Annotated in this window: 13 protein-coding genes; 8 read left to right on the forward strand and 5 right to left on the reverse strand. The window is 69.5% G+C overall.

Annotation, left to right across the window (positions count from 1 at the left end; all coding sequences use genetic code 11):
- Window positions 1–25 precede the first annotated feature (25 nt).
- The gene (locus tag GA0116996_RS18430) at window positions 26–1,426 is read right to left on the reverse strand and encodes a sigma-54-dependent transcriptional regulator (RefSeq protein ID WP_092314495.1); all 1,401 of its coding nucleotides are present in this window, start codon (window positions 1,424–1,426) and stop codon (window positions 26–28) included.
- 385 nt (window positions 1,427–1,811) lie between these two features.
- On the opposite strand from GA0116996_RS18430, the gene GA0116996_RS18435 reads away from it, so the two are divergent.
- Window positions 1,812–2,870, forward strand: a complete 1,059-nt coding sequence (locus GA0116996_RS18435; protein ID WP_092314497.1) for a sigma-54 interaction domain-containing protein — start codon at window positions 1,812–1,814, stop codon at window positions 2,868–2,870.
- On the opposite strand, the gene GA0116996_RS18440 is transcribed toward GA0116996_RS18435, so the two are convergent.
- Both GA0116996_RS18440 and GA0116996_RS18445 read right to left on the reverse strand, forming a co-directional pair.
- Window positions 2,855–4,873 carry a hybrid sensor histidine kinase/response regulator gene (locus tag GA0116996_RS18440; protein ID WP_092314499.1) on the reverse strand — a complete coding sequence of 673 codons (2,019 nt, stop codon included), beginning with the start codon at window positions 4,871–4,873 and terminating at the stop codon, window positions 2,855–2,857. The genes GA0116996_RS18435 and GA0116996_RS18440 overlap by 16 nt on opposite strands.
- Window positions 4,874–5,123: 250 nt before the next feature.
- Window positions 5,124–6,128 carry an SDR family oxidoreductase gene (locus GA0116996_RS18445; RefSeq protein WP_092314501.1) on the reverse strand — a complete coding sequence of 335 codons (1,005 nt, stop codon included), beginning with the start codon at window positions 6,126–6,128 and terminating at the stop codon, window positions 5,124–5,126.
- A gap of 286 nt (window positions 6,129–6,414) precedes the next feature.
- Between GA0116996_RS18445 and ligD the strand changes: the two genes are divergently transcribed.
- The 4 genes from ligD to ku all read left to right on the forward strand — a co-directional run bounded on the left by ligD (window position 6,415) and on the right by ku (window position 13,389).
- Complete coding sequence (ligD, locus tag GA0116996_RS18450) at window positions 6,415–9,222, forward strand: DNA ligase D (RefSeq protein WP_092314503.1); 2,808 nt, start codon at window positions 6,415–6,417, stop codon at window positions 9,220–9,222.
- Between the two features lie 148 nt (window positions 9,223–9,370).
- Window positions 9,371–9,772 (forward strand): hypothetical protein, encoded by a 402-nt coding sequence (locus GA0116996_RS18455; RefSeq protein ID WP_092314505.1) that lies wholly within the window; start codon window positions 9,371–9,373, stop codon window positions 9,770–9,772.
- Between the two features lie 299 nt (window positions 9,773–10,071).
- Complete coding sequence (locus tag GA0116996_RS18460; RefSeq protein WP_092314507.1) at window positions 10,072–12,126, forward strand: hybrid sensor histidine kinase/response regulator; 2,055 nt, start codon at window positions 10,072–10,074, stop codon at window positions 12,124–12,126.
- 216 nt (window positions 12,127–12,342) lie between these two features.
- Window positions 12,343–13,389 (forward strand): non-homologous end joining protein Ku, encoded by a 1,047-nt coding sequence (gene ku / locus GA0116996_RS18465; protein WP_092314509.1) that lies wholly within the window; start codon window positions 12,343–12,345, stop codon window positions 13,387–13,389.
- A 170-nt stretch (window positions 13,390–13,559) separates the two neighbouring features.
- Here the strand turns inward: ku and GA0116996_RS18470 are convergent, their stop codons facing one another.
- Both GA0116996_RS18470 and GA0116996_RS18475 read right to left on the reverse strand, forming a co-directional pair.
- Window positions 13,560–14,081 (reverse strand): BON domain-containing protein, encoded by a 522-nt coding sequence (locus GA0116996_RS18470; protein WP_243419701.1) that lies wholly within the window; start codon window positions 14,079–14,081, stop codon window positions 13,560–13,562.
- A gap of 197 nt (window positions 14,082–14,278) precedes the next feature.
- Window positions 14,279–14,539, reverse strand: a complete 261-nt coding sequence (locus GA0116996_RS18475; RefSeq protein WP_181487021.1) for a hypothetical protein — start codon at window positions 14,537–14,539, stop codon at window positions 14,279–14,281.
- A 246-nt stretch (window positions 14,540–14,785) separates the two neighbouring features.
- Between GA0116996_RS18475 and GA0116996_RS18480 the strand changes: the two genes are divergently transcribed.
- From GA0116996_RS18480 to GA0116996_RS18490, 3 genes are all read left to right on the forward strand, one after another.
- Window positions 14,786–15,742 (forward strand): oxygenase MpaB family protein, encoded by a 957-nt coding sequence (locus tag GA0116996_RS18480; protein WP_092314515.1) that lies wholly within the window; start codon window positions 14,786–14,788, stop codon window positions 15,740–15,742.
- A gap of 855 nt (window positions 15,743–16,597) precedes the next feature.
- The gene (locus GA0116996_RS18485) at window positions 16,598–16,924 is read left to right on the forward strand and encodes an RNA chaperone Hfq (protein WP_092314517.1); all 327 of its coding nucleotides are present in this window, start codon (window positions 16,598–16,600) and stop codon (window positions 16,922–16,924) included.
- Between the two features lie 225 nt (window positions 16,925–17,149).
- Window positions 17,150–18,439 carry a FliC/FljB family flagellin gene (locus GA0116996_RS18490; RefSeq protein WP_092314519.1) on the forward strand — a complete coding sequence of 430 codons (1,290 nt, stop codon included), beginning with the start codon at window positions 17,150–17,152 and terminating at the stop codon, window positions 18,437–18,439.
- Window positions 18,440–18,492: the final 53 nt, after the last annotated feature.

Raw genomic sequence — 18,492 nt, forward strand, 5'->3', positions numbered from 1 at the left:
TGGTCCCAAGCACTGGTGCACGCCGTCATCCGGTTGCGGACGGGCCCGAGTCGTTGCGCGAGGCCCGCAGCCACTCTGGCAATTCGCCACGGGCGGCATAATCTTCCAGCCGGTTGTACAAAGTCTTCAGGCTGATGCCGAGGATCTCCGCCGCGTGCTTCTTGACCCCCGCGCACTGCTCGAGCGTAGCGAAGATCAGCTGGCGGTCGGCGTCGGCCAGCGACATGCCCACCGGCACCGACACCACCGCCGCGCCCGGCGCCTGCGTGGCCGCGACCTGCAGCGGCACCTGGGCTTCGGTAATGAGGTCGTCGTCGGCCATGATGAAGGCGCGCTGCACGAAGTTGCGCAGCTCGCGCACGTTGCCGGGCCATGCATGCAGGCGCAGGCTGTCGAGCACATTGGGCGCGAAGCGGCGCTGCAGGCCCTGCTCGGCATTGAGCTGGTCCAGCATCATGTTGGCGATCTGGATCACGTCGTCGCCGCGCGCGCGCAGCGGCGGCAATTCCACCGGAAATACGTTGAGCCGGTGAAACAGGTCGGCACGCAGCTTGCCGTCGGCGACCGCTTCCTCGGGGTTGCGGTTGGTGGCGGCCAGCACGCGCACGTCGGCATGGCATTCGCGGTTGGTGCCCACCCGCATGAAGGTGCCGGTCTCGAGCACCCGCAGCAGCTTGACCTGCAGCTCGGCGGGCATCTCGGTGATCTCGTCCAGGAACAGCGTGCCGCCGTCGGCGCGCTCGAAATAGCCCTTGTGCTGGCGGTCGGCGCCGGTAAAGCTGCCGCGCTCGTGGCCGAACATTTCGCTTTCGATCAGGGTGGGCGAGATCGCGCCGCAGTTGACCGCCAGGAACGGCTGGCGCCGGCGCGCCGACAGCTCGTGCACGGTCTGCGCGGCCAGTTCCTTGCCGGTGCCGCTTTCGCCGATCAGCAGCACGGTGGCCTCGGTGGGCGCCACGCGTGCAAGCTGGTCGTACACCGCCTGCATCACCTCGGAGCTGCCCATCAGGCGCCCGAAGCGGCCGTAGCGGCGCAATTCGCCACGCAGCGAATGGATCTCGGCGCGCAGCTCGCCGGTGGTGGCAAGGCGCTTGAGCACGGTCTGCAGGCGCGCGACGTTGATGGGCTTGACCAGGTAATCGGTGGCGCCGGCGCGCAGCGCTTCCACCGCGCTTTCCACGCTGGCGTAGCCGGTGGTCAGGATCACCTCGACGCCGGAGGCGCCGACCTCCTCGAACAGTTCCATGCCGTTGCCGTCGGGCAGTCGCAGGTCGGCGACGATGGCCTCCGGCATGCGCCAGCCGATCTGCAGCCGCGCTTCACGCAGCGTGCCGGCGGTGGCGGAGGTGAAGCCTTCCATGGCTACGATCTCGGCCAGAGCGGCGCATGCGTTTTCGTCGTCATCGACAATCAGGATGTGGGGCATACGATCCGTCAGTGAGACCTAATGGGAACTCAAGGCAAACCCCCGGGCGCCGCCTTCCGCAACCGCAACGCCGACCGGCATCTGGGTCGGCGGAACTCCGCCGGCGCGCCTCATGCGTGGCGCGTACGGCAGCCATGGCAGGCACAGGAGGGCACGGCCCTGATTGCGGATTCTGGTCCGCGGGGGCGGTTCCACACTGCGTAATGCCAGTCTAAGCCCGGGCAGGCACGGTCGTTGCCGGTGTCCGTCTGACACAGCTGTCGGAAGTTGCCGCGCAGGCGCGCGCCGCTATGGCAAGCCCCCACGCCAAAGGCTAGCATAGGAACTTCTCCCGGCAACCCGCCACCTGCAACCCTCGATCGGCCGATTTCGGGCCAGCGACCCCGTGCCAGTGACCGCCAGCACTTCGCGGCGCAGCAACGCCGCCTCTTCCAGCCACGCCGCCAGCCACGCTGCCGGCACCGCGCCGGCCAGCGAGCCGGCGCCGCGCCGCGCCGTGCCGTCGCAGGTGTCGCTGCTCTGGGAAAGCACCGCGCCCGCGATGCAGCGCCTGCTGGCGCAGATCGAGCGCGTGGCGCCCACCGATGTCACCATGCTGGCCGTCGGGGAAAGCGGCTCGGGCAAGGAAGTCGTGGCGCGCGCGGTGCATGAACGCAGCGCCCGCCGCAACGGCCCCTTCATTGCCGTCAACTGCGGCGCGATCCAGCCCACGCTGATCGAATCCGAACTGTTCGGCCATGAAAAGGGTGGCTTTACCGGCGCCATCGAGCAGAAGGCGGGCTACTTCGAGCAGGCCCAGGGCGGCACGCTGTTTCTCGACGAAGTCACCGAGATGCCGCTGGAGATGCAGATCAAGCTGCTGCGGGTGCTGGAGGGCCGCACCTTCCACCGCGTCGGCGGCGACACGCTGATCGCCACCGACGTGCGCATCCTCGCGGCCACCAACCGCGACCCGGTGGAAGCCGTGCGCGGCGGCCAGCTGCGCGAGGACCTGCTGTACCGGCTGGCGGTGTTCCCCTTGCATATCCCGCCGCTGCGCGAGCGGCCCGACGATATCGTGCCGCTGGCACGCCACTTCCTAGCCGAGTACAACGCCATGGAGCGCACCGACAAGAGCTTCTCGGCGGGTTCGCTGGACCGCCTGGTGCGCTACGACTGGCCCGGCAATGTGCGCGAGCTGAAGAACGCGGTCTACCGCGCCTTTATCCTCGCCGACAAGGTGGTGGAAATCGGCAACCCCAACCTCGCCACGCAGGCGCCGCGGCCGACCACCGTCGACGGCGTGGTCAACGTGCGCGTCGGCACCACGCTTGCCGACACCCAGCGCGAGATCATCATGGCGACGCTGGCGCGCTTCGACGGCGACAAGCGCCAGGCCGCGCGCGCCCTCGGCATCAGCCTGAAGACGCTCTACAACCGCCTCGACGCCTACCGCTCCTTGTGAGGCGGCGGGCCCGCGGGTCGTGCCGGCACCGGCTCGGCCAGGGCACGCGACAGGGTCTCGATCGACAGCGGCTTGGTCAGGTGCGCATCGAAGCCGGCCTGCCGGCTGCGGTGCTGGTCCTCGGCGGTGCCCCGCCCCGACAGCGCAAGGAACCGCACCGTGCGGCCGCGCAGGTCCTTTCGCAGCGCCTCCAGGACTTCATAGCCCGACATGTCAGGCATCTGCAGGTCCAGCAGCACACAGTCGGGCCGGAACGCCACAGCCACGCCCACAGCCTGCTGGCCGCTGTGCACCGCCTGGGCCTCGTGGCCAAGCAGGGTCAGCAGTTCGGCCATGCTGTCGGCCGAGTCGGCATTGTCATCCACCACCAGCACGCGCCGGCGCGGCGCCTTGCCCGGCGCCAGCGTGGCGGGCAAGGCCGGACGCGCGCTGGCGCGCGGCAGGATCACGGTGAAGGTGCTGCCCTTGCCCGCGCCAGCGCTGTCGGCCTGGATCGCGCCGCCATGCGCTTCGAGGATGGCCTTGGCCAGCGCCAGGCCGATGCCCAGCCCGCTGTGGCTGCCGGCATCGCTCTCCTGCGTGAACAGGTTGAAGATCCGGTCCATCGCCGCGGGTTCCAGCCCGCGGCCGGTATCCGACACCGCGGTGATCACGCGCTCCGCCTCCACGCTGACATGCACGCTGACGGTCCCCCCGCGCGGCGTGTACTTGGCCGCATTGCTGAGCAGGTTCAGCAGCACCTGCCCGAGCCGCGCGGCATCGGCCCGCACAAAGGGCGAGACCTCCGGCAGCGCCACCACCAGTTGCTGGCCAGACGCTTCCAGCGTGGGACGGATCGCTTCCAGGCTGGTGGTGACCACGTCGTTGTAGGACGTCGGCGTCAGCTCCATCTTGAGCTTGCCGGCGGTCACGCGGCCCACGTCGAGCAGGTCGTTGACCAGCCGCTCCACCTGGTGCAGCTGGCGGTCGATGATCTCGGCGCAGCGGCGCACGCGCGGGCCGGTGTCGGGGGTCAGCACGATCACTTCGACGGCATTGCGCACCGGCGCCAGCGGGTTGCGCAGCTCATGGGCGAGGATGGCGAGGAAGGACTGCAGGCGGCGGTTGCCGGCATCGAGCATTTCCAGCCGCAGCGCATCGCTGAGGTCGCGCGCGGTCCACAGCAAGCCTTCGGGGCACCCGGCCGCGTCGCGCACCAGCACCATGCGCGTGGCGCAGCGTACCACCGAGCCGTCCTTGCGCGCCAGGCGTTCTTCGCCGGCCCAATGGCCGCAGGCCCGCGCCGCCTCCAGCGCGGCCTGGGGGCGGCCCGCGGCGGCATCCTGGCGGGTATAAAGCCAAGCCAGCGGCTGGCCCGCCGCCTCTTCGGCGGTGTGGCCGGCAAGCGCACGCGCGCCGGCGTTCCAGCTGCGGATGGTGCCGTCGAGCGAGAGTTCGCAGACCGCGGTGCAGGGCAGGTTGTCGACTAACAGGCGCAGCTTGTCGGCGGCCAGGTGCGCATGGTCGGCGGCGGCCTGCTGCACCGTGGTATCGCGGCACGACACGATAAAGCCTGCACCCGATGCGCTGTCGGCTGAGGTGCCCGCAGCGCCCGGCACAGCGGCGGGCAGGCCGGCCGCGTCGATGCGCCGCAGCTCGCAGCTGGCGCGCAGCAGGCTGCCGTCGCGGCGCACGCGCCAGCCTTCGTCGCGCGCCTCGCCGGCCTGCGCGGCCGCATCGAGCCATTGCTGCGGCAGGCCGGCGGCAACATCCTCGGGACGGTGCAGCCGCGACAGATGGCTGCCCGCGATCTCCGCGGCGCTGTAGCCGAACAGCCGGCGCGCCGGTTCGGGCCACGCCACGATCACGCCGCGCGCGTCGAGCTCGAACACCGCGCAGTCCTGTACCGCGTCGAGCAGGCGCCGATACCGTTGCACCTGCGCAGCATCGCCCTGCGGCGGCACGCCGTCGCGGGCTTCCAGGGAGGTCGAGCGAACTTCGCTTGCCGCGTGCAGCCCGGACATGAGGACCTTGGATAGAGGTTGGATCGAAGGGCGACCTGGCCGGTGCGGCACGCCGCCGGCGGCCCGGGCCGCCGCACAGGGCCAAATGCCCGCGAGTGCGGGCATCCCAGTCAATGATAGGCGCTCGCGGCCCATGCGCCACCCGATATGGTGGCGCAGTGCGCGCAGCTCGCGCCCTGGCGGAAGGAGTTTGGCGGCCGGCCGCACGCATGCCGTCTCGGGCAGCGCGCGGCGCGGGCGCGGGTGGGCGCTAGCGGCGGCGCAGCTGGACCATCGCCGCGACCGCGGCCGAGGCCCCGACCACCAGCGCGGTGGTCAGCATGGGGTAGCGCGCGGTGGTGGTGTACGGGCAGGAATGCAGCGCGGCGTGGGCGCCGGTGCGCTCCTGCAGGCCGCTGCCGCTGCCGTAGAGCGCGTTATCCTCGAGCGGGCCGGCCGGATGGCGGGTCTGCTGGGCGCGGCCCATGAAGCGGCGCATGAAGCGGTCGAAGGTGTGCGGCGCATGGTACGCGGCAGCCGAGAAGGCCTTTGCCGCGGCGCCGACGAACAGTTCGCGGCGCGGGTTTTCCGCGGCGAACAGGATCGCGTCGGCAGCCAGGGCCGGGTCATACAGCGGCGGCGGCAGGCGCGGCTCGACGTCGAGGAAGTTCTTGGCGTGCATGGCCAGCGGGGTTTCCAGGCCGGCGGGCTTGATCAGCGTCACGCTCACCGGCGCCTGCTCCTGCTCCAGCTCCAGCCGCAGCGAATCGGTGAAGCCCTTGATCGCATGCTGCGAGGCCGAGTAGGCGCTCTGCAGCGGCATCGGGCCGTCGGCGGCCTCGCTGCCCATGTTGATGATGGCGCCACCATGCTCTCGCAGGTGCGCCGCGGCCGCCAGCGAGCCGTGGACGGTGCCCCAGTAGTTGGTATCGAACAGCCGCCGCTGGTCTTCCAGCGGCACGTCGCAATGGCGCCCGAAGATGGTCACGCCGGCGTTGTTGATCCAGGTGTCGAAGCCGCCGAAGCGCTCGATCGCGGCATGCGCCACCTTGCCGATCTCATCGTGCCGGCCGACGTCAGCGACCACGGTGATCACTTCTGTGCCCTGCTCGCGCAACTCTTCCGCCAACTGGTGCAGCGACCCCTCGCTGCGCGCCACCAGCACCAGGCGTGCGCCCTGCTGCGCCGCCTTGCGCGCGGTGACCAGCCCAACGCCGCTGCTGGCGCCGGTCAGCACAATGACCTGCGAGCTGATTTTCTTCAAGGTGGGTTTCATCTGCCGCTTCCTCCAGTGGGGAGGCCCGGCCCGGCGCCGGGCGTATCGGTGGCAAGTCGCAAGGAGCGTTCCCGTCGCGGACCCGCCCTGACCGCGGCGGCGGGGCATGACGTCCACGGCAGATTTACAACGCCTGGTAAGAACCACATGGCGCCGGGGGCGCATCGCGTCTGGCCTGCCGTGCCGCCCCGGCTGGTGCGGACGATGCGGTATGTAGGACGGGCGCCGATTTCAGCCCGGCCAGGTGCTGCCTAAGCTGGATGCATCCACGCAACCGGCGACCGCCATGGCCAAGACCACTTCGCAGGACTCGCGCGCGCCGCGCGCCGCTGGCAAGCGCGCGGCGAAGCCTGCCGCCAGGACGGGCAGCAAGCCCGCCAAGACGCCCGCGGCAAAGCCCGCGAAGCCGGCAACCCAGCGCGCCGCGAGCGCCCGCCCGGCGGCGCGCGGCTCGACGCCGGCCCCGGGCATGCCCACGGCACTCGAAAAATACCGCCGCATGCGCGACTTCGGCGCCACGCCCGAGCCCAGCGGTGCCGCCGCCCGCACCGCGCCGCGCAAGCGCGCCGCGGCGTTGTCGTTCGTGATCCAGAAGCATGCGGCACGGCGGCTGCACTACGATTTCCGGCTGGAGCTGGGCGGCACGCTGAAGAGCTGGGCAGTGCCCAAGGGACCGAGCCTGGATCCCGCCGACAAGCGCATGGCGGTCCATGTGGAAGACCATCCGATGGACTACGCCGGCTTCGAGGGCGTGATTCCAGCCGGGCACTATGGCGCCGGCACGGTGATCGTCTGGGACCGCGGCACCTGGGTCCCGGTGGGCGACCCCGAGGCAGGCTACCGCAGCGGCAAGCTCAAGTTCGAGTTGCGCGGCGAAAAGCTGCACGGGCACTGGACCCTGGTGCGCATGCACGGCAGCCGGCAGAAGGAGCAGGACGCGTGGCTGCTGATCAAGGAACGCGACGACGCCGCGGTGCCGGCGTCGGAGTTCGACGTGGTCGAGGCCCTGCCCGACAGCGTGCTGGGCGGCACGCAGCGCAAGCCCGCGGCCAAACGCGCCGGCGCCGCCAAGGCCGCCAAGGCCGCCGCCGCGGCCGAAGCGGCTACACCGGCCACGCACGATGCCATTCGCGCGCTGAAGCCGCCGCCCGGCGCAACGCGCGCGGCGCTGCCGCTGGCGCTGGCGCCGCAACTGGCGACGCTGGTCGAAAAACCGCCGCCCGACGCCGCGGCCTGGCGCTACGAAATCAAGTTCGACGGCTACCGGCTGCTGGCGCGCGTCGACGGCAAGGACGTGCGGCTGTTCACGCGCCAGGGCCATGACTGGACCAGCAAGCTGCGCGCACTGGCGCGCGATGTCGGGGCGCTGGGCCTGCCCGACGGCTGGCTCGACGGCGAGATCGTGGTGCTCGGCAAGCATGGCGAGACTGACTTCCAGGCCTTGCAGAACGCGTTCGATACCGCGCGCGTCGAGGCCATCCAGTACTTTGCCTTCGACCTGCCCTACTTCGCCGGCCATGACCTGCGCAAGGTGCCGCTGGTCGAGCGCCGCGCGCTGCTGCGCCGGATCTTCGAGCACAACGCCTCGCCGCGCCTGCAGTTCAGCGAAGACTTTGAAGCCAGCGCGGGCGACATGCTGGACGCGGCGTGCCGCATGAAGCTGGAAGGCGTGATCGGCAAGCGCGTGGACTCGGGCTACATCAGCGCGCGCAGCAATACCTGGATCAAGCTCAAATGCACCCTGCGCCAGGAATTCGTGGTGGCGGGCTTCACCGATCCCAAGGGCAGCCGCAATGGCATCGGCTCGCTGCTGCTGGGCGTGCACGACAGCGGCGGGCGCCTGCGCTATGCGGGCAATGTCGGCACCGGCTTCGACACCCGCACGCTCGACGAGCTGCGCGCGCAACTCGATGCGCTGCGTGCCGATGCGTCGCCCTTCCACACGGTGCCGGCCGGCGTGCGCGGGCATTGGGTCAAGCCCAGGCTGGTGGCCGAGGTTTCGTTCGGCAGCTGGACTCGCGAAGGCCGGGTGCGCCATGCAGTGTTCCATGGCCTGCGCACCGACAAGCCCGCCGCCGCGGTCTCGGTGGAGCAGGCGGCGGCGCCAGCCGGCAAAGGCAAGGCGGCAGCCACGACGCGGGACAAGCCAGCAAGCAGGCCGGCGCCCGGCTCAAAGGCGGGCGCGGCAAAGCGCCAGACCGCGGTGGGCGGCAAGGTCTCGATCAGCAACGCCGAGCGCGTGATCGATGCCGAGTCGGGCCTGACCAAGGGGGAACTGGTGCGCTACTACGAACGCGCCGCGCCGCTGATGCTGCCGCATTTGCGCGGGCGCCCGATCGCGATGGTGCGGGCGCCATCGGGCGTGGGCGGCGAGCAGTTCTTCCAGCGCCACAGCGACACGCTGCGCGTGGACGGGCTCAACGTGCTGGACCCCGGCCTGTGGCCGGGACACCCCGCATTGCTTGAAATCGCCTCGGCCGAGGCGCTGGTCGCGGCCGCGCAACTCAACGTGGTCGAGTTCCATACCTGGAACGCGAGCAAGCGCAGCATCGACCGGCCTAACCGCATCATCTTCGACCTCGACCCCGGCGAGGGCGTGCCGTGGACACAGGTGCAGGAAGCGGCCGCGCTGGTGAAGGCGCTGCTGGACGAACTGGGGCTGGCCAGCTTCCTCAAGACCAGCGGCGGCAAGGGCCTGCACGTGGTGGTGCCGGTGACGCCGCGCGCGGGCTGGGACGAGCTGAAGGATTTCGCGCGCGACGTGGTGCTGCATGTGGCCGCGACGCTGCCGCAGCGCTTTGTCGCCAAGAGCGGCGCGCGCAACCGGGTCGGCAAGATTTTCATCGATTACCTGCGCAACGGCATGGGCGCCACCACGGTGGCGGCGTTCTCGGCGCGCGCGCGGCCCGGGCTGGGCGTATCGATTCCGGTGGCGTGGGAGGAACTGGACACATTGACCAGCGCCGCGCAGTGGACCGTCGCCAACGTCGAAGCGCGGCTGGACGCGCTGGAGGCGGCTGACCCGTGGGCCGACTACGCTGGTACCCGGCAGGCCATCACGCGCGCCGCGGCACGGCTGGCGCGGGCCGGATAGTCCGGCTGGCCCCTGCCCCGCCGGGCTGTCGTGGCCATGGCCGGCGGCACATTTCTTGCCCCTTGGTGGCGAGCGCGTCCCGGCGTTATCCACGTAGCAAACCGCGCAGCACGCACGCCGGGGCGGCAACACCCTACGGAGACAGACCATGCCCCCACTCAAGATTGTCGCGAACCTGCGCGCCGCCGGCACCACCGGCGCGGCCCCGCACAACCGCCGCGGCCTGCGCCGCCTGCTGGTGTCCTGCGCCATGCTTTCCTGCGCGGCAGCACCGGTGCAAGCCAAGCTGCCCCCGCCCACGCCTGAGCAGCAGCAGGCCGCCGAAGCCAAAAAGGCCAAAGAAGCCGAAACCGCCAAGCAGCAAGCCGACGCGCTGGCCGTGGTGCAGGACCGCATCGCCGCGCGCTTTGGCAAGGGCACCGACTACAAGGGCTGGACCGAGCCGGGCAAGATCCCGCAGAAGGCCGCCGAAGCGCCGCGCTCCGCCGGCCCGCAAGGCGGCACCTCGCCCAGCGCCGAGGCCCACAGCGGCGAGGCGGCGCGCCGCTAGCCTCGCACGCCGCCGGTCCGGCGTGCCCTGCCCCGCTGTCCGCGACGTTGCCCAGCCGGCACGCGTCTTGCCACTGCGAAGCGGGACGGCCCGCGTAAAACACCGCGGCCATGCGGATCAACAAGGGGGACGGCGATGATCTGGGGGATGGGGGATTGCAGGATTTTCAAAGGCAGTGCGGGCCACCGTGGTAACTCTTACACGCGTCGGGCGCGGCCCAGCGCGCTTTTACACGGCGCGGCGGCCCTGCACTGCCCGTCAGTGCGGGTGGGCAACGGTGTACCCCGCAAGGTGCAGTCATGAAGCCGCAAGCCAACCGCACCCCGTTGATCCTGAATGTCGAGGATCGCGAAGGACCGCGCTACGTCAAGAGCCGCATACTCCATCGCGGCGGCTTTTCCGTGATCGAGGCCGTCACCGGCCACTCGGCGTTGTCGCTCGTGCGCCAGCACGCGCCATCGCTGGTGCTGCTGTCGGCAAAGCTGCCCGATATCAGCGGCCTGGAAGTGTGCCGCCTGCTGAAAGAGGACCCGCAGACGGCGCGCACGCTGGTGCTGCTGACCTCGCCCGGGCTGGCCCAGTCGCGGCAGCGGGTCGAGGCGTTGAATTGCGGCGCCGATGGCTACCTGGTGGAACCCGCCGAACCCGAGGAGCTGCTGTCCAGCATCCAGGCGCTGCTGCGCCTGCGCGGTGCCGAGGACGCCTACCACCGCACTTCGCGGGCCCTGCACGAGCATGAGGACATGTTCCGCCAGCTCGCCGAATCGCTCGCCGACGTGGTGTGGATCCTGGATCCGGCGACCCGGCGGCTGCTGTTTGCCAGTTCGTCACTGGCGACGGTGTGCGGACACTCCGCCGAGCAACTGATGGAGGACCCGCGCCTGTGCCTGGAGCGTGTGACCCCGGCCGACCGCGCGCGCGTGGAAGCCGCCGTGCAGAATATGCTGCGCGACGGCAGCATGGACATCGAGTTCGGGCTGACCCTGCCCAGCGGCGAGCCGCGTGAAGTGCGCGCGCGTGCCTTTCCCGTGCGCAGCCATGGCAGCGCCGACGGCACCGACAGCGCGCAGGCTGCCGCGGGCAGTCCGCCGCTGCGCATTGCCGGGATCTGCCAGGACGTGACGCTGCAGAACCGCGCCGGGCGCGCGCTGCACGACGAGGAACGGCGCAAGGATCAGTTCCTGGCGATGCTGGCGCATGAACTGCGCAACCCGCTGGCGCCGTTGCGCAGCGCCGCGGACCTGCTGCAGCAGCTCGCGCCCACGCGCGAGGACATGTTCCGCGCGCGCGACATCATCGGCCGGCAAGTCCATCACCTGACCCGCCTGGTCGACGAGTTGCTCGATATCGCGCGCTTCAACCAGGGCCGCATCACGCTGCGGCAAGACCTGGTGGAGCTGCGCACCGCGCTCAATACCGCCGTGGAAGCGGTGCGCCCCGTACTCGATGGCTACCGCCACACGCTGCGGCTGTCGCTGCCCGAACAGCCGCTGCCGGTGCGCGGCGACCTGGTGCGCCTGACGCAGATCTTCAGCAACCTGCTGCAGAACGCGGCCGCCTACACCCCCGCCGGCGGCGTGATCTCGGTCGAAGCCGGCTTCGACGACAGCGCGCCGGAAACCATTCCGGATGCCGTCTCGGGCGGACAGGTCACGGTGCGCGTGCGCGACAACGGCACCGGCCTGTCGGAAGCCCTGCAGCGGCAACTGTTCGATCCGCTTGCCCCGCCTGACCCGGCCGCCCCGGCTGCCCGCACCGGGGAGAGCGACATCGGCGCGCACGCCCGGAGCAGTGCCTTCCCGCACGACGGGCCGGGCATCGGCCTGACGCTGGTGCAAAAGCTGGTGCAGCTGCACGGCGGCACCATCCGCGCCTTCAGCGCCGGCCCCGGCCAGGGCAGCACCTTCACCGTGACGTTGCCGGTCGAGCCGTGGCAGAACTGGCATCCCGGTTCAGGCAAGGCCGGGCCGCGGCGCAGCGTGCCGCGCCGCATCCTGGTGGTGGACGACAACGTCGACGCGCTCGAGGCCATGACGATGGCGCTGCAGGCCATGGGACATACCGTGGTGACCGCGCCCGACGGCCCCAGCGCGCTGGCGCGCGCCATCGATGCGCGCCCGGACCTGGTGCTGCTGGATCTCGGCATGCCGGCCATGGACGGTTTCGAAACCGTGCGCCGGCTGCGCGCGTTGCCCGAACTGCGCGGCGCCAGACTGGTCGCGCTGACCGGATTCGGCCAGCCCGAGGACCGCCGCCGCGCACTGGCCGCGGGATTCGACCAGCACCTGGTCAAGCCCGCCGACCTGGACGCGCTGACGCGGCTGTTGGATGAGCTGGACCAGCAGCAGGCCTAGCGCCCTGCCTGCGCCGGCCGAAGCCTTCACCCAAGCATTCAACAAGGAGCTATCCGTGCATACCACGCCCGATCCCGACATCCCTCCCCGCGACCCCGAAGTCCCGCCGCCGGAGCCGCCGCCGGGCCCGCCCCAACCCGTGGAAGACCCGCCTCCGGGCGACATGCCGCCACCGCCGCCACAACGCGCCGGCGCGCGTGGCAAAGGAGCGATCAAGTGTCTCGCATCATCTGGAAAGGCGCCATTGCCTTCGGCCTCGTCAACATCCCCGTCGTCCTGCGCCCCGCGTCGCGCAGCCAGTCGCTGGACCTGGACCTGCTAGACGTGCGCGACATGGCCCCGGTGGGCTACCAGCGCATCAACAAGAGCACCGGCAAGCCGGTCGACAAGGAGCATATCGTCAAGGGCTACCAGTACGCCAAGGACGAGTATGTGCTGCTCAACGAGGAGGATTTCCGCCGGGCCAATGTCGAGGCCACGCAGACCGTGGACATCGTCAGCTTTGTCGATGCCGAGAGCATTCCGCCGTACTACTTCGACACCCCGTATTACCTTGAGCCCGACAAGCGCGGCGAACGCGGCTATGCGCTGCTGCACGAAACCATGCGCCGCACCGGCAAGGCCGCGCTGGCGCTGGTGGTGCTGCGCGCGCGCCAGCACCTGGCGGCGATGCTGGTGCACGACGATGCGCTGGTGCTGAACACCATGCGCTTCGCCGACGAGGTGCTGCCGATCGCCGAGCTGCGCCTGCCCAAGGCCGCCAGCGGCAAGCCCACCGGCGCGCACGCGCGCGAGCTCGAGATGGCCACCAAGCTGGTCGACGACATGACCGAAGACTGGGCCCCGGAGCAATACCGCGACACCTACCGCGACGACCTGATGGCGCGCATCGAGGAAAAGATCGAATCCGGCAAGACCCACCAGCTGACCCCGCCCGCGCAAGAGGAAGAAGCGCCGCGCCAGGGCGCCAAGGTCATCGACATGGTGGCGCTGTTGCGCCAAAGCCTGGGCAAGCGCGGCAAGGGCAAGCAGGAAGACGAGAGCGAGGCAGAAGCAGAGCCCGCCCCCCGCAAGACCCCTGCGCGGCACGCCGCGGCGCGCAAGCAGCCGGCCGCAAAGCGCGCCAGCGCGACACCGGCCAAGCGCGCGGGCAGCACCGGCGCAAAGACTGCCGGCACCAAACGCGCGCCCGCCAGGCGCGCGTCGCATGCCCCCGCCGCGCGCAAGAGCGCCGGCACGACCGGCAAGAAGCGCGCGGCCTGACCCGTTTTCCCGGGGCGTGGCGACACTGCGGCAAGAAGAATCCCGCCTGGGTACTCCCTCTCCTGCTTGCGGGAGAGGGCCGGGATGAGGGCGGGAGCCTCAACGAAGTGAAGCGTCGAAGATGTCAACGGCTGCCCTCACAGCCGTGAGAGCAATCCCCGCTCACTCACTCACCGCGTCGACACCTTCAGATTGTCATTCACCGACGTCACCCCCTCGACGCTGCGAATCGTCTTCAACGCCAGGTCATGCTGCTGCTGGGTCGGCACCGTGCCGCTGACTTCCACCGCGCCCTGCTGCGTCTTCACATGAATGCCGGTGGACTTGAGGTCCTTGGTGCCGAGCAGCCGGGTCTTGATCTTCGTGGTGATGGCGCTGTCCTCGATGCTTTGCCGGGCCTCGCCGACCCCGGTCACCGCGCTGGTGTCCGGGTCGGGCCGACCGGGCATGCCCGGCGCCGAGTTGACCGGTGCCACCGGCGCATTGTCCGTCGCGGCGAATATCAGTCCGCTCTTGTCGAGTGCCAGCGCGCTACCGGCGGCCGCTGCCAGTGCCGCCGCCAGCCAGGCCCTGCGCAGAGCGCGCGCGGTGGTTAGGGAAAATTGCATGGCGTCCTCCTTGATGGCCCGGCGGGCTCCGCTGCCGGGCTGGCAGCCAGCGCCACGGGTAAGGCATTTTTCAGCAAGCTCCATACCTGCCCTGGCCGCCCTTGCCAAGGCCGCCGCACCGAGCCGGCCGCTGTGTAAAACGGGCCACGCGTTGTAAAAGCGCCGCGGCGCGCGCGTGGCGCTTTGCGCGCATCGAGCCGGCCCAGGCGGCGTGGCGGCGCTGTCGTGCTTGGCATGGCGATTGCGAAGCAAGGTCTGCGGCAGTTCGCCGCGTCAAGGAGCTAGCAATGGGACAGCAGCAACAGCCGGGTCAATCGCAGTCGGGCCAATCGCAATCGGGCCAGAAGCAGCAGGAACAATCGCAAACTGGCCAACGCGGCAGCCAGCAGCAACCGGGACAACAAGGCGGCGGGCAAATGGGTGACAAGGACCGCATGCAGGACCAACAGCAGCAGCAAGACCGCGGCAGCTCGCAGCCTGGCCAGCAAAGCGGCCAGCGCAGCGGCCAGCAAGGCGGCCAGGGTGGTCAGCAGGGTGGACAAGGCGGACAAGGCGGACAACGCCAGCAGTAACACCCAGCCGCGACAACAAGGCAGCTATCCGGGTATGTGCGTGAGCAACATGCGGTGCTGACGCAGGGGCATACGCCGGAGATTGGCAGGCCGGAACCCTGAACGGGGCTCCGGCCCTTTTTACGGGTGGGGTGCGGCGGCGCGTTGCGCGCGCAGGTCGCATCCCGTGTATGCTGGCCCTGACCCCATCCCTTTTCGTTCCAGGCAGTTCCCGCCTTGTCCAGCGTCACTGACCCCGCCCCGGGCAGCGCCACGCCGCAGCGCCGCGGCCCGCTGCATCAGCTCTCCGCAAGACTGCGGGAGCAGGCCGGTGCGCACGTGCGCGCGCTGACCCGCAGCAACTCCGGCCTGCGCCTGGACTATGACAACCCGCCCGGCGACCCTGGCCTGTTCGGTCCGGAAGCGGTCTGCTGGCGTGTACATGCGGATTTCCCGGCGATGCTGGCCGGCGGCGTCAGCGCACTGCTGCTGCAGACCCTGCATCCGCTGGCATTGGCGGGAGTATGGGACCACTCCAGTTTCCGCACCGACATGCAGGGGCGCCTGGGCCGCACCGCGCAGTTCATCGCGGGCACCACCTATGGCAGCCGCGCCGACGCGATGGCGCTGATCGAACGCGTGCGGCGCATCCATACCGGCGTGTCCGGCGTGGCGCCGGACGGACGACCCTACGCGGCATCGGACCCCGCGCTGCTGACCTGGGTGCACGTGGCCGAGGTATCGAGCTTCCTGGCGGGCTACCTGCGCTATGTGGGCCCCCTCGGCGCCGCCGAGCAGGACCGCTATTACGCCGAGGTGGCCCGCATCGCGGAGTTGCTCGGCGCGGCCGAGGTGCCGCGCTCGCGCGCCGAAGTGGACGCCTATCTCGAATCCATGCGGCCCGCGCTGCTGGCCAGCGAGCGCACCCGCGAAGTGGTGCGGCTGGTCAGGAAGATGCCGGTGGCCAATCCCTTGCTGCAGCCGGCGGTCAGCATCATGACCGACGCGGGCATCGCGCTGCTGCCGCCATGGGCGCGCCGCCAGCTCGACCTGGACGGGCCTTCGATCCGCCGCTCCGCGGCGCTGGCCGGCATGCACGTGCTGGCGCCGGCACTGCGCTGGGCGCTTGGCGCCGGCCTGGCGGCTCGGGCCCGGCGGCGCGTAGCGCGCGGCACGGACCCTCAGACGGGTTGAGGGATTCAGGCCGGACAGCCCTGCGAACGACGTGCGCTGCAGCCGATCAGGCCGATCAGGGCCGATCAGCGAACGCTTCCGGCGAGCAAAGCGGAAATAGCACCAGATTCCCCCGCATTTCAGGGAATCGGGCGTCGGTGAAGTGGCGTTAAATGTGGCTCGGCATTCCGAACGGCCGGTCAGGTTATTCGACCGCCCGGCCACTGCGCCGCAGAGCGCGATCCAAACGACGCGGGCAAAAAAGAAGCCCACGCGCGGGGTGCTCGTAGGCTTTCCAGGACTGCTCGAGCCAAACAGCTCTTGTTACGAATATAAACGCGCTTACATGAGGTGTAAATCCCGCTTCTATCAGGGGATTCCCCTAGCGCGAAACGCGCACCTTTGCGCTTTTCTGGCATTTTTGCCCCTGAAATCATTTTCAGGACACTTCTTGCAAAGGCTGGCAAATTCCCGCCAGCCCAATGCCCGCCTGGCCTTGCCGGCCAGGGGCGCGTGTTGCCACGCACCGTCGTGGCGCAACTTCCTACATGAATCTAGAGTAAAAAGCAATCAAATTAGTAGAGCATTGCCTCTAGATCACGAGCGCCGTACCGTCCGTCAACGCTTGTAAAACTTTGTTACTCTCACCCCTGAAGTATTCCCCTTCTCTTCTGGCAGCGCCAACCGCCGGCCATTGCACGACATCGCGGTACCCGCATGCAGGGCCGGGGCTCGACGCAATCCAGGCGGCCAGTCCGGTCGCCGTTACCGAGAGCGGATGTTTCCCCCGCCGCCCAGGCCGTGCCGCACCCCAGGCCGCCGGCCAACGGACCGTTATCAGCCGCCAGAACCCTTGCGGGCTCTTCCGGAGTCGTTGTGAAGAAGAAGGAAATCCGGCCCAGGCAAGCCAGCCGACGGCAACTGCAGTCCCAGCAATTCGCCGCGTACCGCATTACCCAGTCCCCGGTGATCGTGCACCTGTCCAACGGCGCCCGGCTGCACGGGCTGGTGCTGGCCGCCGACGATTTCGTGCTGCTGCTCGGCCGCGGGCCCGACGATATCCAGCCTACCGTGGTCTACAAGCGCGCCATCTGCCTGGTGACGCCGGCCGATGCACCGGAGGTGATCGGGGTCGCGCCGGAAACGATGGCCGCGCCGGATTTCGTGCCGCTTTTTATCCCGCGCACCCGCAAGCGCCGCTAGGCCGGCGACCGGACCGGCACCCGTCCAGACCTCGCCGCCCGTCGCCGTACGGCGCGTCCCACGTCCCGCCACCACCCCGCGAAACTATCGCGGAGATCACTCTAAACCTTTGCCTTGCCCGGTCGATAACCCAAGCAACGGAGGCACTCTACGCCCTGCAAAGCAGGCCGCCAACGTTACGGCACTAGCCGGAATGCCCAAAACTTTGCATATAGGAGTCGTACCATGGCGCAAGTCATTAACACCAATTCGTTGTCTCTGATGACTCAGAACAACATGAACGCTTCGCAATCGTCGCTGAACACGGCGATCCAGCGCCTGTCGTCGGGCCTGCGCATCAACAGCGCCAAGGACGACGCCGCTGGCCAGGCCATTGCGAACCGCTTCACCGCCAACATCCGCGGCCTGACGCAAGCCCAGCGCAACGCCAACGACGGCATCTCGCTGGCGCAGACCACCGAAGGCGCGCTGACCGAAGTCAACAACAACCTGCAGCGTATCCGTGAACTGAGCGTGCAGGCCGCCAACGGCTCGAACTCGGCTTCGGACCTGAAGTCGATCCAGGACGAAATCTCGCAGCGCCTGTCGGAAATCGACCGCACCTCGCAGCAGACCGACTTCAACGGCGTGAAGGTCCTGTCGGGCAACGCCAAGCCGCTGACCATCCAGGTTGGCGCCAACGATGGCGAGACCATCACCATCGACCTGAAGCAGATCGATTCGTCGACGCTGGGCCTGAAGGGCTTCAGCCTGAGCAGCAACGCCCTGAACGTCAGCGAAGCCATCACGCAGACCAACACCGACGGTACGCCGGAAGCTGTCGACCTGTCGTCCGCCGCGACCTCGCTGGGCGTTGCCGCCAGCAGCCTGAGCCTGCACAACGTCAAGGACGCCGCCGGCGCCCCCACCGCCAACTTCGTGGTCAAGTCGGGCGACGACTACTACGCCGCTTCGGTGGACGATGCCACCGGCAACGTCGTACTGAACCGTGCCGACCTCGAGTTCACCGATCCGTCCAACGGCGTGACCACCGCGACCGCGCTGGCTAACCAGCTGGTCAAGGTCGGTGCCGACAGCACCGGCGCCGTGACCGCCTTCGCCACGATCCAGGGCCGCAACTTCGCCGTCGGCGCAGGCGCGCTGGCCAACGGTGGCGCCGCCCCGACCGACTTCGACAACACCGGCACCGACATCGTCCTGAGCGGCGCTGGCGCCACGGCCGAATTCGCCGGCGCGTCGACCGTTGACCCGCTGAAGAAGATCGACGCGGCCCTGAAGATCGTTGACGACCTGCGCAGCTCGCTGGGTGCCGTGCAGAACCGCTTCGACTCGACCATCGCCAACCTGGGCACGACCGTGACCAACCTGTCCTCGTCGCGCTCGCGCATCCAGGACGCTGACTACGCCACGGAAGTGTCGAACATGACCCGCGCGCAGATCCTGCAACAGGCTGGCACCTCGGTCCTGGCACAAGCCAACCAGACCACGCAAAACGTGCTGTCGCTGCTGCGTTAATCCGCACCCGCACACTGGCATACGAGGCTGGGCCGCAAGGCCCGGCCTTTTTG

The sequence above is a fragment of the Cupriavidus alkaliphilus genome (assembly GCF_900094595.1).
Lineage (GTDB): Bacteria > Pseudomonadota > Gammaproteobacteria > Burkholderiales > Burkholderiaceae > Cupriavidus > Cupriavidus alkaliphilus.

Coding starts and splice junctions, on each gene's coding strand:
- GA0116996_RS18430 (WP_092314495.1), bottom strand. CDS start 1,426: ATGCCCCACATCCTGATTGTCGATGACGACGAAAACGCATGCGCCGCT.
- GA0116996_RS18440 (WP_092314499.1), bottom strand. CDS start 4,873: ATGTCCGGGCTGCACGCGGCAAGCGAAGTTCGCTCGACCTCCCTGGAA.
- GA0116996_RS18445 (WP_092314501.1), bottom strand. CDS start 6,128: ATGAAACCCACCTTGAAGAAAATCAGCTCGCAGGTCATTGTGCTGACC.
- ligD (WP_092314503.1), top strand. CDS start 6,415: ATGGCCAAGACCACTTCGCAGGACTCGCGCGCGCCGCGCGCCGCTGGC.
- GA0116996_RS18455 (WP_092314505.1), top strand. CDS start 9,371: ATGCCCCCACTCAAGATTGTCGCGAACCTGCGCGCCGCCGGCACCACC.
- GA0116996_RS18460 (WP_092314507.1), top strand. CDS start 10,072: ATGAAGCCGCAAGCCAACCGCACCCCGTTGATCCTGAATGTCGAGGAT.
- GA0116996_RS18470 (WP_243419701.1), bottom strand. CDS start 14,081: ATGGAGCTTGCTGAAAAATGCCTTACCCGTGGCGCTGGCTGCCAGCCC.
- GA0116996_RS18490 (WP_092314519.1), top strand. CDS start 17,150: ATGGCGCAAGTCATTAACACCAATTCGTTGTCTCTGATGACTCAGAAC.